This window comes from Streptomyces anulatus (genome assembly GCF_014650675.1).
Lineage (GTDB): Bacteria > Actinomycetota > Actinomycetes > Streptomycetales > Streptomycetaceae > Streptomyces > Streptomyces anulatus.
Window position 1 is genome coordinate 192,761 of record NZ_BMVK01000005.1, and the last position, 15,214, is coordinate 207,974.

Genomic DNA, 15,214 nt, shown 5'->3' on the forward strand with positions numbered 1-15,214 from the left:
GGGAAGGTCGGAGTCGGTAACGATGCAACACGGTAAATACCGGTTCATAGTCGGGTTCTTGGTGGTCCCGATGGCGTTGTACGTCATCTTCGTCATCTGGCCCTTCATCCAGTCCATCTACTACTCGTTCACGGACTGGACGGGGCTGAGTCCCGACTTCAAGATGGTCGGGTTCGACAACTACACCAAGATGCTCGATGACGACATCTTCTGGAAATCGCTGCAGCACAGCGTGCTGCTGGCCGTGCTGCTGCCGCTGGTGACGCTGGGGCTCGCGCTCTTCTTCGCCTTCATGCTCAACGTGGGCGGGCGGCGCCGTAAGGGCGCCGCCGTCACCGGCGTACGGGGCTCGGGCTTCTACAAGATCGCGTACTTCTTCCCGCAGGTGCTCTCGATCGCGATCGTGGCCATCCTGTTCCAGTTCGCCTTCGACCCGGCCCAGGGCATGATCAACGGCACGCTCAAGGCCGTCGGGATCAACGACGTACCGGACTGGCTGGGCGATCCGCAGCTGGCCCTGTGGTGCATCATGGCGGTCCTCGTCTGGTGCACGACCGGCTTCTTCGTGGTGCTGTTCTCCGCGGGCATGGCCTCCATCCCCAAGGACTTCTACGAAGCCGCCCTGCTGGACGGGGCGAGCCGCTTCACGACCTTCTTCCGGATCACGCTGCCCCTGCTGTGGGACACGGTCCAGTCCGGGTGGGTCTACATGGGCATCCTGGCGCTCGGCGCCGAGGGCTTCGCGATCGTCCACATCATGAGCGTCGGTCCCGGTGGGCCCGACTACTCGACCACCGTCCTGCCGCTGTACGTGTACCAGTCGGCGTTCCGTGACGGACAGGCGGGCTACGCGACCACGATCGGTGTCGCTCTGCTCATCGTGACGCTGGCGTTCGCCGCCGTCGTCATGCGGGTGGGCCGGCGCGAGCGGCTGGAGTTCTGATGAAGACCACTGACACCCCTCCCTCCGGGCCCTCCGGCGCCGAAGCGACGAAGGTGCCCGCCCAGCGCACCGGGCCGGTGGGCAAGAGCCCCTCGGCCCCCGCGAAGAAGAGCGAGGGCCAGGTCCTCAACGTCTTCTCGCACGGGATGCTGATCCTGTGGGCGATCATGGTCGTCCTGCCGCTGTTCTGGGCGGTGATGTCCTCGTTCAAGACGGACGCGGACATCTTCAACACGCCGTGGTCGCTGCCCGATTCGCTGAACTTCGACAGCTGGGGCCGGGCCTGGAGCCAGGCCCACATGAGCGAGTACTTCCTGAACACGATCCTGGTGGTCGGCGGGTCGCTCACCGGCACCCTGGTCCTCGGGTCCATGGCCGCCTACGTGCTCGCCCGCTTCGAGTTCCCGGGCAACCGGTTCATCTACTTCCTGTTCGTCGGCGGCATGAGCTTCCCGATCATGCTGGCGCTGGTCCCGCTGTTCTACGTCATGGACAACATGGGGCTGCTGAACACGATCCACGGGCTGATCCTCGTGTACATCGCGTACTCGCTGCCGTTCACCGTGTTCTTCCTGACCTCGTTCTTCCGTACGCTGCCGACCTCGGTGGCGGAGGCGTCGATCATCGACGGGGCCTCGCACACCCGTACGTTCTTCCAGGTCATGCTGCCGATGGCCAAGCCCGGCCTGATCAGCGTCGGCATCTTCAACTTCCTGGGGCAGTGGAACCAGTACATGCTGCCGACGGTGCTGAACACCGACCCGGACAAGCGGGTACTGGCCCAGGGCCTGGTGGAGCTGGCCTCCAGCCAGGGCTACAAGGGCGACTACTCCGGCCTCTTCGCCGGCCTGGTGATCGCGATGCTGCCCGTGCTGGCGGCGTACATCATCTTCCAGCGCCAGGTCGTCTCCGGTCTGACGGCGGGCGCCCTGAAGTAGGTCACGTATCCACAACAACCCGGTGCCCCGGCGGACTCCTCCGCCGGGGCACCGGGCCGTTGCGGGGTGCGCGGGTGCTCAGGTCTTGACGGGAGGCACCCCCGAACGGTCAGCTTAGAGTTCACATGTTGGAGGAAGCCGGGGTCTCATCGCTGCGGCCCCGGCCGGGGCGGTCTTCAGGACCGCCCGCCAAGGGCAGGAGTGGATGAGTCGATGGAGACTCCCGGGTCGCAGACATCGCTGCACAGGGCCAATCTGGAGCGGGTCGTACGCGCCGTACGGATGGCAGGATCGCTCACCCAGGCGGAGATCGCCCGGAGCACCGGGCTCTCCGCGGCCACCGTCTCCAATATCGTCCGGGAGCTGAAGGACGGCGGAACGGTCGAGGTCACCCCCACCTCGGCGGGCGGCCGGCGGGCCCGCAGCGTCTCCCTCAGCGGTGACGCCGGCATCGTCATCGGCGTCGACTTCGGCCATACGCACCTGCGCGTCGCCGTCGGCAACCTCGCCCACCAGGTGCTCGCCGAGGAGTCCGAGCCGCTGGACGTCGACGCCTCGTCCGCCGAGGGCTTCGACCGGGCGGAAGTGCTGGTCAAGCGGCTGATCGCGGCCACGGGGATCGGCCCGGACAAGGTGATCGGCATCGGTCTCGGGGTACCGGGGCCCATCGACGTCGAGTCCGGCACCCTGGGCTCCACCTCGATCCTGCCGGGCTGGACGGGCATCAACCCCAGCCAGGAGCTCTCCGGCCGCCTCGGCGTGCCCGTGTACGTCGACAACGACGCCAACCTCGGGGCGCTGGGCGAGCTGGTCTGGGGGAGCGGGCGGGGCGTCAAGGACCTGGCGTACATCAAGGTGGCCAGCGGCGTCGGCGCCGGTCTGGTGATCGACGGGACCATCTACCGGGGCCCCGGCGGCACGGCCGGCGAGATCGGGCACATCACGCTCGACGAGTCGGGCCCGGTGTGCCGCTGCGGCAACCGGGGCTGCCTGGAGACGTTCACCGCGGCCCGCTACGTCCTGCCGCTGCTCCAGCCCAGCCACGGCCCCGGGCTCACCATGGAGCGGGTGGTCCAGCTGGCGCGGGAGGGCGATCCGGGCTGCCGCCGGGTGATCGGCGACGTGGGCCGCCACATAGGCAGCGGTGTGGCCAACCTGTGCAACCTGCTCAACCCCAGCCGTGTGGTGCTCGGCGGATCGCTGGCGGAGGCCGGGGAGCTGGTCCTGGGGCCCATACGGGACTCCGTGTCGCGTTACGCGATTCCCAGCGCCGCGCGACAGCTCTCGGTGCTGCCCGGCGCGCTCGGCGGGCGTGCCGAAGTCCTGGGCGCACTCGCCCTGGTGCTGAGCGAGATGGGGGATTCAACCCTTTTGGAGGGCACCCTCCCCACGGCGACTCCTGCCTTCACTTAGATAACGAATGGCACCGTTGTCATCTCGTTAAGGATTTACTCCTTGACGCTGACGCTGGGGCCGAGTTGACTTCCAGCCACCTCGGCCGCAACGTCGCGGCCTCGTCAGGGAGGTTCGAGAATGAACACGCGTATGCGTCGTGCCGCCGTTGCCGTTGCCGCCACCACGATGGCGATCTCGCTGGCCGCTTGCGGGAGCGCCAAGGAGTCCGGCGACAAGGCCGAACAGAGCTCGGAGAAGAAGGGCGACGACCTGAAGATAGGTCTGCTCCTTCCCGAGAACCAGACGGCCCGTTACGAGAAGTTCGACCGGCCGATCATCGAGAAGAAGATCAGCGAGCTGACCAACGGCAAGGCCGAGGTCACCTACAACAACGCCAAGCAGGACGCGACCACCCAGTCGCAGCAGATCGACACGATGATCACCAACAAGGTCGACGCGCTCATCATCGGCGCTGTGGACGCCAAGGCGATCGAGAACAGCGTCAAGAAGGCCAAGGACGCGGGCATCCCGGTCGTCGCCTTCGACCGCCTCGCCGAGGGCCCCATCGACGCCTACACCTCCTTCGACAACGAGGAGGTCGGACGCGCGCAGGGCACCGCCCTGCTGGAGGCCCTGGGCGACAAGGCCGACGGCGGCACGATCGTGATGATGAACGGCGCGATCACCGACCCGAACGCCGCCCTCTTCAAGAAGGGCGCCAAGTCCGTCCTCGACGGCAAGGTGAAGTACGGCAAGGAGTACGACACCAAGGAGTGGAAGCCGGAGAACGCCAACGCCAACATGGAAGCGGCGATCACCGCGCTCGGCAAGGACAAGATCGACGGCGTCTACTCCGCCAACGACGGCATGGCGGGCGGCATCATCACCGCCCTCAAGGGCGCCGGTCTCTCGCCGCTCCCGCCGGTTACCGGCCAGGACGCCGAACTGGCGGGCGTGCAGCGCATCGTCACCGGTGAGCAGTTCATGAGCGTCTACAAGTCCTACCCGGCCGAGGGCATCGTCGCCGCGGAGATGGCCGTCGCCCTCGCCAAGGGCGAGAAGCTCGACTCCATCGCCACCTCGAAGGTCGACAGCGCCTCCGCGAAGGGCATCCCGACGGTCCTCGTCCCGGTCGTCTCGCTGACCAAGGACAACATCAAGGACACCGTCATCAAGGACGGCATCTGGACGCTGGACGAGATCTGCTCGGCCAAGTACAAGGCCGACTGCGACAAGATCGGTCTGAAGTAGGCACCCGGGACCCGGCCCGCCCCCGAGCCGCCGGGTCCCGCCCGCCGCCCCGCCCCCGCGATTCCCGCGAGGGCGCCGGCGGCACCGCCGCCCGCGCACGTGCCCGCCGCACCCCGGCCCGCACGCGCGCCACGAAGCCTGTCCGGCGCCCCGCACACCAACCGTCCCGCTACCGGGCGGGGCGTCGGACGGAACGCTTCACCCCGCTTTTCTCTCTGTGCTCGACACCGCCGCGCCTTCCCCCGGGCGCGGCATCCCCGCCGGTCAGGCGGCGAAGGAGATGGTTCATGTGTCCGCTACGCCCGTGTTGGCGTTGCGAGGGGTCTCCAAGCGCTTCGGTGCCGTCCAGGTACTCACCGATGTAGAGCTTGAGGTCCACGCCGGCGAGGTGGTCGCCCTGGTGGGCGACAACGGCGCCGGTAAATCAACGCTGGTCAAGACGATCGCCGGAGTGCACCCCATCGATGACGGCGTCATCGAGTGGGAGGGCAGGGCCGTGCAGATCAACAAGCCGCACGACGCCCAGAACCTCGGCGTCGCGACCGTCTACCAAGACCTCGCGCTGTGCGACAACATCGATGTCGTCGGCAACCTCTACCTCGGCCGGGAGCTGCGCAGGTTCGGCATCCTGGACGAGGTCGAGATGGAGCGCCGCTCCCGCGAGCTGCTGTCCACGCTCTCCATCCGCATCCCGAGCGTCCGCATCCCGATCGCCTCGCTCTCCGGCGGCCAGCGCCAGACCGTGGCCATCGCCCGGTCGATGCTCGGCGAGCCCCGGCTCGTCATCCTCGACGAGCCGACCGCGGCCCTCGGCGTCGAGCAGACCGCCCAGGTCCTCGACCTCGTCGAGCGACTGCGCGAGCGCGGCCACGCGGTCATCCTCATCAGCCACAACATGGCCGATGTGAAGGCCGTCGCCGACAAGGTCGCCGTGCTCCGGCTGGGCCGGAACAACGGTGTCTTCGATGTGAAGACCACCTCCCAGGAAGAGATCATCTCCGCCATCACGGGCGCCACGGACAACGCCGTGACCCGACGTGCGGCGCGCAACGCGGAGGTTTCCAAGTGACCACCGACAAGTCCGCCACCTCGCTGGACAAGGCCGACGCCACGGCCGACGCGCCGCCGGTCGGCAACCCGGACGCGGCCGAGGGCGCCGCCACGGTGATCGACCCCCGCCTGCTCATCCGCGAGCAGGGCCTCGGCGGCTACGTCACCGAGTTCAAGCGCAAGATCAGCGGCGGCGACCTGGGCTCGATCCCGGTGATCGTCGGGCTCGCGATCATCGCCATCGTCTTCCAGAGCATGAACTCCGAGTTCCTCTCCGCGAAGAACATCAGCGACATCGCCACCACGATGGTCGCCACCGGAATGATGGCCGTGGGCATCATCTTCGTCCTGCTGCTCGGCGAGATCGACCTCTCCGTCGGCTCCGTCTCCGGTGTCTCCGGCGCCCTCGTCGCGGTGCTCAGCGTCACCCAGGGCATGAACGAATGGCTGGCGATCCTCGTCGCCATCGTCAGCGGCGCGGTGATGGGCGCGATCCACGGCTTCTTCTTCGCCCGGGTCGGGGCGCCCGCCTTCGCCGTCACCCTGGCGGGCCTGCTGTTCTGGCTCGGCTTCATGCTCCAGCTGCTCGGCGACTCCGGCACGATCAACCTGGACGGCGACGGGGTGGTCGGCAAGCTGACCACGTACTACTTCACCGACGTCGCCGCCGCCTACGGGCTCGCCGCCATCGCGGTCGTCGGCTACTTCGCCGCGGCCTTCCTGGACACCCGTCGCCGCGAGGCGGCCGGCATCCCGGCCCGCCCGCTCGCCGACATCCTCGTGCGCACCGCCGTCATCGCCGTGTTCGGCTTCGCCGCCGCGTACATGTTCAACCAGTACCGCGGCCTGCCGCTGGCGCTGGTCCTCTTCCTGATCGTCCTGGTCGGCACGGACTTCGTGCTCCGCCGTACGGCCTACGGGCGGAAGATCTTCGCGCTCGGCGGCAGCGTCGAGGCCTCCCGGCGGGCCGGCATCAACGTCACCGCGATCCGGATCTCCGTCTTCTCCGTCGCGGGGACCTTCGCGGCGATCGGCGGCCTGTTCTGGGCCTCCAAGATCGCGGCGGCCAACCAGGGCTCCGGCACCGGCGACCTCCTGATGAACGTCATCGCGGCGGCCGTCATCGGCGGCACCAGCCTCTTCGGCGGCCGCGGCCGCACCTGGAACGCCCTGCTCGGCGTCATGGTGATCGTCTCGATCCAGTACGGCCTGTCGCTCGAAGGCATCGCCACCCCGATCCAGTACATGGTCACGGGTGCTGTGCTTCTCGCCACGGTCGTCATCGACTCCGTCACCCGTAAGACCCAGAAGACCGCGGGCCGCGCCTGACCGCACATCCGCGCAGGCGCCCGGTGCCCCCAGGGGTGCCGGGCGCCTGCGCGTGTCGGGCATTTCCCGTTCGAACAGGGCTGCCCGATGCCCGCCGCCGCGAGCGGAACATTAGACTCATCGGATCGGCACGCTCGATCAGCTCAAACGCAAGGAGGCACGGGTGGATCTGCTGACCCGCATCAAGGGACCGCGCGACCTGGACCGGCTCAGCCTCGGCGAGCTGGACCAGCTCGCGGACGAGATCCGCACCTTCCTCGTGGACGCGGTGTCCAAGACCGGCGGACACCTCGGCCCCAACCTGGGCGTCGTCGAGCTCACCATCGCCCTGCACCGGGTCTTCGAGTCGCCCCGGGACAAGGTGCTCTGGGACACCGGCCACCAGAGCTACGTGCACAAGCTGCTCACCGGCCGCCAGGACTTCTCCCGGCTCAAGAGCAAGGGCGGCCTCTCCGGCTACCCCTCCCGCGCCGAGTCCGACCACGACGTCATCGAGAACAGCCACGCCTCCGGGGTCCTCGGCTGGGCCGACGGCCTCGCCAAGGCCAACGAGGTCCTGAAGAAGGACGACCACGTCGTCGCGGTCATCGGCGACGGCGCGCTCACCGGCGGTATGGCCTGGGAGGCGCTGAACAACATCGCCGCCGCCAAGGACCGCCCCCTCGTCATCGTCGTCAACGACAACGAGCGCTCCTACGCCCCGACCATCGGCGGCCTGGCCAACCACCTCGCCACGCTCCGTACGACCGACGGTTACGAACGGTTCCTGGCCCGCGGCAAGGACATCCTGGAGCGCACGCCCGTCGTCGGCCGCCCGCTCTACGAGACCCTGCACGGCGCCAAGAAGGGCCTCAAGGACTTCATCGCCCCGCAGGGCATGTTCGAGGACCTCGGCCTGAAGTACGTCGGCCCGATCGACGGCCACGACATCGAGGCCCTGGAATCCGCGCTCCAGCGCGCCAAGCGCTTCGGCGGCCCCGTCATCGTGCACTGCCTCACCGAGAAGGGCCGCGGCTACACCCCCGCCCTCCAGGACGAGGCCGACCGCTTCCACGCGGTGGGCAAGATCCACCCGGACACCGGCCTGCCGATCTCCACCTCCGGCCTCGACTGGACCTCTGTCTTCGGCGAGGAGATGGTCAAGCTCGGCGAGGAGCGCGAGGACATCGTCGCGATCACCGCGGCCATGCTCCAGCCCGTCGGCCTCGGCAAGTTCGAGGCCGCCTTCCCGGACCGGATCTACGACGTCGGCATCGCCGAGCAGCACGGCGCCGCCTCCGCGGCCGGCCTCGCCACCGGCGGACTCCACCCGGTCTTCGCGGTCTACGCCACCTTCCTCAACCGCGCCTTCGACCAGGTCCTGATGGACGTCGCCCTGCACAAGTGCGGCGTGACCTTCGTCCTGGACCGGGCCGGTATCACCGGCACGGACGGCGCCTCGCACAACGGCATGTGGGACATGTCGATCCTCCAGTGCGTGCCCACGCTCCGGATCGCCGCCCCGCGCGACGCCGACCAGGTCCGCGCCCAGCTGCGTGAGGCCGTCGCCGTCGACGACGCGCCCACCGTGGTCCGCTTCTCCAAGGGCGCGGTCGGCCCCGCCGTCAAGGCGGTCGGCAAGGCCGGCGGCATGGACATCCTGCGCGAGCCGAAGGCCGCCCGCCCGGACGTCCTGATCGTCTCCGTCGGCGCGCTCGCCCCGATGTGCCTGGAGATCGCCGACCTGCTGGACGCCCAGGGCATCTCCAGCACCGTCGTCGACCCCCGCTGGGTCAAGCCCGTCGACGAGGCGCTCGCCCCGCTCGCCGAGCGCCACCGCGTCGTCGTCACGGTCGAGGACAACAGCCGCGCCGGAGGCGTCGGCTCCGCCGTCGCCCAGTCCCTGCGCGACGCCGGGGTCGACGTACCCCTGCGCGACTTCGGCATCCCGCCGGTCTTCCTCGACCACGCCTCGCGCGGCGAGGTCATGGCCGAGATCGGACTGACCGCGCCGGACATCGCCCGACAGGTCACCGGCCTGGTCGCCAAGCTCGACGGCCGCTTCGAGAGCCGCGCGGTGGAGCCCGCCCGCGACTAGGACGCCCCCGCTCACCTCTCTCCGTTCGGCCGATGGGCCGGGAGAACCGCCCCTGTACGGGTGGTTCTCCCGGCCCATTCGCGTGAAACGGGCCAGATGGCGCGATCACGTGCGGCACGGCCCCCATAATGGCGTTCACAACCAATGCGTGGAGGTATCGCAGGTGAGCGCGCAGGTCACACCACCCCGCGGAAACGGCATGTTCCGCACCAAGTCCGTCGAACAGTCGATCCTGGACACCGAGGAGCCGGAACACGCGCTCAAGAAGTCCCTCTCCGCCCTGGACCTGACGGTCTTCGGGGTCGGCGTCATCATCGGCACCGGCATCTTCGTCCTCACCGGACAGGTCGCCAAGGAGACGGCGGGCCCCGCCACCGCCATCGCGTTCGCCGTCGCGGGCGTCGTGTGCGCGCTGGCCGCGCTCTGCTACGCCGAGTTCGCGTCCACGGTCCCCGTGGCCGGCTCCGCGTACACCTTCGCGTACGCCGCGCTGGGCGAACTGGTGGCCTGGATCATCGGCTGGGACCTGGTGCTGGAGTTCGCGCTGGGCACCGCGGTGGTCGCGGTCGGCTGGTCCGGCTACGTCCGCTCACTGATGGACAACGTCGACTGGACGATGCCCGAAGTGCTCTCGGGGACGGATGTGGCGGAAGGTTTCGGCTTCGACATCCTGGCCTTCGCCCTGGTGCTGGTGCTGACCGTCATCCTGGTCGTCGGCATGAAGCTGTCCGCCCGGGTCACCTCCGTCGTGGTGGCGATCAAGGTCGCGGTGGTCCTCATGGTGATCATCGCGGGCCTCTTCTTCATCAAGGCCGAGAACTACAAGCCCTTCATCCCGCCGGCCGAGAAGCAGCCCGCCGGCTCGGGCTGGGACGCCCCGCTCGTGCAGCTGCTGTTCGGCTACGAACCCACGAACTTCGGCGTGATGGGCATCTTCACCGCCGCCTCCATCGTCTTCTTCGCCTTCATCGGCTTCGACGTGGTGGCCACCGCCGCCGAGGAGACCAAGCTGCCCCAGCGCGACATGCCGCGCGGCATCCTGGGATCGCTCATCATCTGCACGGTCCTCTACGTGGCGGTCTCGATCGTGGTCACCGGCATGCAGCACTACAGCGAACTCTCCGTCAGCGCCCCGCTCGCCGACGCCTTCAAGGCCACCGGGCACCCCTTCTACGCCGGGCTGATCAGCTTCGGCGCGGCGGTCGGTCTCACCACCGTCTGCATGATCCTGCTGCTCGGCCAGACCCGGGTCTTCTTCGCGATGAGCCGCGACGGCCTGCTCCCGCGCTTCTTCTCCAAGACGCACCCGCGCTTCCGCACGCCCTACCGCCCGACGATCCTGCTCGGCGTACTGATCGCGATCATCGCCGGGTTCACGAGCATCGAGGAGCTGGCCACCCTGGTGAACATCGGCACGCTCTTCGCGTTCGTCATCGTCGCCCTCGGCGTGCTGGTCCTGCGCCGCACCCAGCCGAACCTGCCCCGCGCGTTCCGTACCCCGTGGGTGCCGGTACTCCCGATCGCCTCGGTGGCCGCCTCGGTCTGGCTGATGCTCAACCTGCCGGTGGAGACCTGGGTGCGCTTCGGCGCCTGGATGGTCCTCGGGGTGATCATCTACTTCGTGTACGGGCGCTCCCACAGCCGCATGGCCAAGGAGGGCCGCTGACGTCCGCGCCGGGCCGGGTCCTCACGGAGCGGCCCCGCCCGGCGCCCGCAGCCCCACCTGCCCGGCCAGGAACGCGAGGCACTCGGCCTCCAGCGCCACCACGCGCGAGACGGCGCGGGCACCGTGCCCGACGCCGCGCTCCAGGCGCAGCAGGACCGGCCCGGCCCCGGACGTGGCGTGCTGCAGGGCGGCGCACATCTTGCGCGCGTGGAGCGGATCGGTCCTGGTGTCGCCGTCCGAGGCGGCCAGCAGCACCGCCGGGTAGCTGACGCCGGGCGTGACGCGGTGGTACGGGGAGTAGCTCAGCAGTGTCCGCGCCTGTGCGGGGTCACGCACACTGCCGTACTCGGGCACCCAGCTGGGCCCCAGCCCCGACGACTCGAAGCGGGCCATGTCCAGGAGCGGGACCCGGCAGACCGCGGCGGCGTACTTCCCGGGCTCCTGGGTGAGGGCCGCGCCGACCAGCAGCCCGCCGTTGGAGGAGCCCATGACCGCGACCCGGCCCGGTGCGGCCCAGCCGGCCGCCAGCAGATGGTCGGAGGCGGCGGCGAAGTCGTCGAACGTGTTCTGCTTGTTGGCCCCGCTGCCGGCGAGGTGCCACTCCTCGCCCTCCTCGCCGCCGCCGCGCAGCCCCGCCCAGGCGAAGACGCCGCCCGCCCTGACCCAGGCGAGGACCTGGGGCCGGTACCGGGGCGACATGATCTGGCCGAAGCCGCCGTATCCGGTGAGCAGGGCCGGGCGCGGCACGTCGGGGCGGCCGGTGGGGGAGATCACGAACATCCGTACCGTCGTCCCGTCCCGGGACGGGAAGGCGACCTGCCGGGTGACCGCGCCCTCGGCCTCCGGCGCGTGCCGGGCGCCGTGCTCCCAGCGCGTCACGCGGCACGTCCGCCCGTCGAAGCGGAGGATGCGCGTCGGCGTCACGAAGTCGGTGTAGGTGAACCAGGCCTCGTGGCTGCCGGCCGGTCCGGCCGCGAAGCCCCCGACGGTGCCGCTGCCCGGCAGCGGTACCGAGGCCACCTGCTTGCCGTCCGTCAGATCGTGCACGGTCACTTCCGCCACCGTGTGACGGGTCCAGGCGGCCAGGCCGAGCGGGTGGTCGAGCTCGGGTCCCGAGACCACCGCGAAGTGGGTGAGGACCGCGTCGGGACGTCCCGCGACCACCTCCCGCCACGCCTCGGGGCCCCGGTGGAGCGCGTCCGGCGGGCATGCCACGACATGGCCGCGCGCGGCGCCGTGGTCGGTGCGCAGCCACACCGGGTCCTGCGGACCGGTGCCGGGCGCCACGTGCAGATGGGTGGCGGCCGGCGTGTTCTCCTGGACCGGCACCAGCGGTGGCCTCTCCAGCGGTCCCGCGGTCAGGTCGGCCAGGTAGAGGTCGGTGCGGCGGCCGGTGCCGAGCGTGGCCCTGACCCCGAGCCAGCGGCCGTCGACGGACACCGACACGCTGTAGAACTGGGTCCTGTCCCGGCCCTCGCCGAAGACCAGGGCGTCGGTGCCGGGCGCGGTCCCGACCCGGTGCAGCCAGACCCGGCGGTGGTACTGCTCCTCGCCGGGGTTCAGCCGAGGGTCCAGCCGCCGGACGTAGTAGAACGCCCCGCCGCCGGGCAGCCAGGCGACCGACGACCTCCGCACCCGGTCCACCGGCCCGTCGACGACCTTCCCGGTCGCTACGTCGATCACGTGGAGCCGCGAGTCCTCGGTGCCGTCCCGGGAGATCTGAAAGGCCAGCAGACCGCCCTCCAGGGACGGCTGCCAGGCGTCGAGGACGGTGCGGCCGGACGGATCGAGGACCTGGGGGTCCAGCAGCACCCGCCCCGCATCCGCCCCGGGCTCCGCCACCATGAGCACGGGATGCTCCTGGCCCGCGTCCTGGCGCAGCCAGAAGACCCTGCCGCCGCGGACCCTGGGCGGTGTCGCGCGATCGACCGCGGTGAGCGCCGCCACCTCCGCCTCCCAGCGCTCCCGGCCGGGCCAGGCCGCCCGCTCCGCCGCGTAGAGGGCCTCCTGCTCGGCGTCCCAGCGGATCACCGCGTCCGCCGTCGCGTCCTCCAGCCAGCGGTACGGGTCGGGGACGCGTACCCCGTGCAGCTCGTCCACGACGTCCTGCCGGGCCGTGCGGGGGTATGCGTGCTGTGCCGGTCGGGCTGCGGAGGTCACTCGGTGCTCCCTCGTCGTGGTGGGGCGGGGGTTCCGGCGGCGGCGGCCTTCGCGGTCGCCTCCTCGGCCGGTCCGGCGAGCTCACCGGCCTCTTCCTCTCCGGCCTCTTCCTCACCGGCCGGTCCTCCGGCGGGCTCACCGTCCTCGCCGGCCTCCGCGTCGGGCAGGGCGCCGCGGGCGTAGAGACCGGACAGCAGGATGCACAGCCCGGCCACGGCGATGATCGTGTCGATGGGACCGAACCGGAGGCCTGCCACCGAGCCGTCGAAGTCCCGCAGCACGGTGCCCGCGAGCCAGCCGGACAGCGCCGCCGCGACCATCGCCGCCAGCTGCGTCATCGGCTGGAACACGGCGACCACCCGCCCTCGGTACTCGGCGGACGCCGCCGAGAGCAGCAGCGGTGCCATCGCGGTGTTCAGCACGGTGAGGGGAATGGTGAACAGGACGAGCAGGATGATGCCGCCGATGAATCCGGTCTGCCGGGAGTAGGCGATCAGCAGGGCGCCGCTCACCAGCAGGCTGACCCACGTCGTCCGCCGCGCCCCGATCCACTGCACCACCCGGCCGGCGCACAGCGCGCCGGCGATGCCGCCCACCCCGATGGCCATGCCGACGTAACCGAAGAGCCGGGCCGACATCCCGAGGTTCTCGGTCGTGAAGAAGATGTTGAGCGTGTTCAGCGCACCGGCCCCGAACTGGCCGATCACGGCGAAGACCAGCAGCGCGACCAGGAACTTGCTGCGCCCGAAGAAGCGGAGGCCCGCCACGAGCTCCCGCAGCACGCCGGACCGGCGGCCGGCGGCCTTCTCCGTGCCGCTCCCGGCGACCGGAGCCTTGGCGGAGGGGGCCACCCGTACCGAACGGATCGCGATGTACGACACCAGGTAGGAGAGCGCGTTGAAGAGCATGGCCCACTGCACGCCCAGCGTGAAGAACAGGGGCGCGGCGAGCGGCGGGCCGACGATCAGGGCCGTCTGACTGGTCGCCTGGGTGATGCCGGCCGCCCTGGCGCGGTCGGCATCACCGGTCACCAGGTCCGCGATGATCGTGAAGCGGGCCGGTGCGAAGAACCGGGCGGCGGCGTGCAGGAGCAGCACGGTGCCGTAGACGAGGGCGAGCCACACCCCGGCCGGCAGCGCGTCGGCCGGCAGGAAGGAGACGGCGGCCAGCAGGGCCACCAGACCGCCGCGCAGCACTTCGGTGCCGAGCATCGTGCGGATCTTGTCCCAGCGGTCGACGAAGACGCCCGCGATCGGACCGACGACCAGCACGGCGGTGCCGCCCGCCACCAGGACGCCGCTCACCGCCGCCGGGGCCCAGCTCTCGTCCTTCGCCAGGACGGTGGCCACCCACAGCATCAGGGTGGTGCTGAAGACCATGTCCCCGATGGACGAGACGGCCTGTCCGAACCAGAGCCGCGTGAAGTCGGGGCTGATGAGGGTCAGTCGCGGTGCCATGACGGCCTCCCCGAGGAGAGGACCAGTGTCATGAGAGCGGTCACCAGCGTCGTGTGGTACGCCTTCCGGAAGAACTCCCCGGCCGGCGCCGACGGGGACGCCATGAGCGCGGCCGACCGCCCGGGTATCGCCCCGTCGGACCGCTGGGCCCGCACCAGGCACTCCACGGCCGCGGCCCCCGAGGGGGTGCGCAGCGGATCGAGACCCAGGATGAACTGCGAGATGACGAGTTCGGCGGCCAGGTCCCACCGGTCCTGCCCGACGCAGTGGTCCAGCATCCGGCGGACCAGCTCCCGCGCGTGTGCGAGGGCGTCCCCGTCCAGACCGGTCGGGGTCCGCCCGTAGTCGCCGAGGAAGAACGCGGCGTGGGTGAGGGAGTACCCCTCGGAGTCGGTGAGCGGTGCCGTGTCCCCGTCGGCCGCCTCCCCCTCGGCCGCGTCCCCCGGCGTCGCGGCGGTCAGGGTGACGAGCGGGCTCTGTCCGACGAGTCCGGCGTACGGCTCGATGGTGTGGCTCGCACCCGCCTTGTCCGCGTAGAAGCGGATCTCCATGCGCTTGAGCGGCGACTTGCCGGCCGGCGAGAGGAAGTCGGGAGCGAGCCGCGCGAGCGTGGCCCGGCGCACCGTGTCGTCGATCCCGTCGGGGGCGAGCGCGGCGAAGGCCAGTCCGTAGGTGGGAGCGGAAGGAGGGTGGGCGTCGAAGAGCCGCGGGAACTCCGGGCGCTGCCAGAGCTTGCGCAGCAGGGCGGTCGCCCCGCCCAGCCGCTCGCCGTGGGGTCCGCCGGTCCAGGTCGAGCAGTGGCGGAGCAGCGCCAGTTCCAGCACGGCCTTCGCCGCCTGCTGGTGCGTCGCCGTCCCCGCGCCGGCCGCGAACGGGTCGAAGTGGTCCAGGTTCGCTCCCAACCAGTCGAGCGTGCCGACGGAGAGCTGGTCGAGGGATGACGTCATG

The 15,214-nt window shown here is 70.3% G+C and carries 11 protein-coding genes; 8 read left to right on the plus strand and 3 right to left on the minus strand.

Translation table 11 applies throughout. The features are described from left to right. Positions 1–22: 22 nt before the first annotated feature. From IE272_RS15015 to IE272_RS15050, 8 genes are all read left to right on the plus strand, one after another. Entirely contained in the window at positions 23–943 is a 921-nt protein-coding gene (locus tag IE272_RS15015) for a carbohydrate ABC transporter permease (protein ID WP_050357136.1), read from the plus strand. Continuing rightward, positions 943–1,881 (plus strand): carbohydrate ABC transporter permease, encoded by a 939-nt coding sequence (locus IE272_RS15020; protein WP_057666451.1) that lies wholly within the window; start codon positions 943–945, stop codon positions 1,879–1,881. Before IE272_RS15015 ends, IE272_RS15020 begins: the two co-directional genes overlap by 1 nt. A 213-nt stretch (positions 1,882–2,094) precedes the next feature. After that, positions 2,095–3,294 (plus strand): ROK family transcriptional regulator, encoded by a 1,200-nt coding sequence (locus IE272_RS15025; protein ID WP_050357138.1) that lies wholly within the window; start codon positions 2,095–2,097, stop codon positions 3,292–3,294. Between the two features lie 120 nt (positions 3,295–3,414). Further along, positions 3,415–4,527, plus strand: a complete 1,113-nt coding sequence (locus IE272_RS15030) for a sugar ABC transporter substrate-binding protein (protein ID WP_056698436.1) — start codon at positions 3,415–3,417, stop codon at positions 4,525–4,527. Between the two features lie 280 nt (positions 4,528–4,807). Continuing rightward, positions 4,808–5,596, plus strand: coding sequence for an ATP-binding cassette domain-containing protein (locus tag IE272_RS15035; protein WP_007450432.1), 789 nt, complete (start codon positions 4,808–4,810; stop codon positions 5,594–5,596). Beyond that, positions 5,593–6,906, plus strand: coding sequence for a sugar ABC transporter permease (locus IE272_RS15040; RefSeq protein ID WP_190007059.1), 1,314 nt, complete (start codon positions 5,593–5,595; stop codon positions 6,904–6,906). Before IE272_RS15035 ends, IE272_RS15040 begins: the two co-directional genes overlap by 4 nt. 163 nt (positions 6,907–7,069) lie before the next feature. Beyond that, positions 7,070–8,983, plus strand: a complete 1,914-nt coding sequence (dxs, locus tag IE272_RS15045; protein WP_050357141.1) for a 1-deoxy-D-xylulose-5-phosphate synthase — start codon at positions 7,070–7,072, stop codon at positions 8,981–8,983. Positions 8,984–9,182: 199 nt separating this feature from the next. Next, on the plus strand, positions 9,183–10,649 hold the full coding sequence (locus IE272_RS15050; protein WP_050357142.1) for an amino acid permease: 1,467 nt from the start codon (positions 9,183–9,185) through the stop codon (positions 10,647–10,649). 21 nt (positions 10,650–10,670) lie between these two features. On the opposite strand, the gene IE272_RS15055 is transcribed toward IE272_RS15050, so the two are convergent. From IE272_RS15055 to IE272_RS15065, 3 genes are read right to left on the minus strand one after another with little or no spacing between them, the layout of a single operon-like run. After that, positions 10,671–12,809 (minus strand): prolyl oligopeptidase family serine peptidase, encoded by a 2,139-nt coding sequence (locus IE272_RS15055; protein WP_190007060.1) that lies wholly within the window; start codon positions 12,807–12,809, stop codon positions 10,671–10,673. Then, a complete protein-coding gene (locus tag IE272_RS15060) occupies positions 12,806–14,266 on the minus strand; it encodes an MFS transporter (RefSeq protein WP_190007061.1) in 1,461 nt (486 codons plus the stop codon). Before IE272_RS15060 ends, IE272_RS15055 begins: the two co-directional genes overlap by 4 nt. After that, positions 14,251–15,213 carry a DUF6895 family protein gene (locus tag IE272_RS15065; protein WP_190007062.1) on the minus strand — a complete coding sequence of 321 codons (963 nt, stop codon included), beginning with the start codon at positions 15,211–15,213 and terminating at the stop codon, positions 14,251–14,253. The genes IE272_RS15060 and IE272_RS15065 overlap by 16 nt, the downstream gene beginning before the upstream one ends. Position 15,214 lies beyond the last annotated feature (1 nt).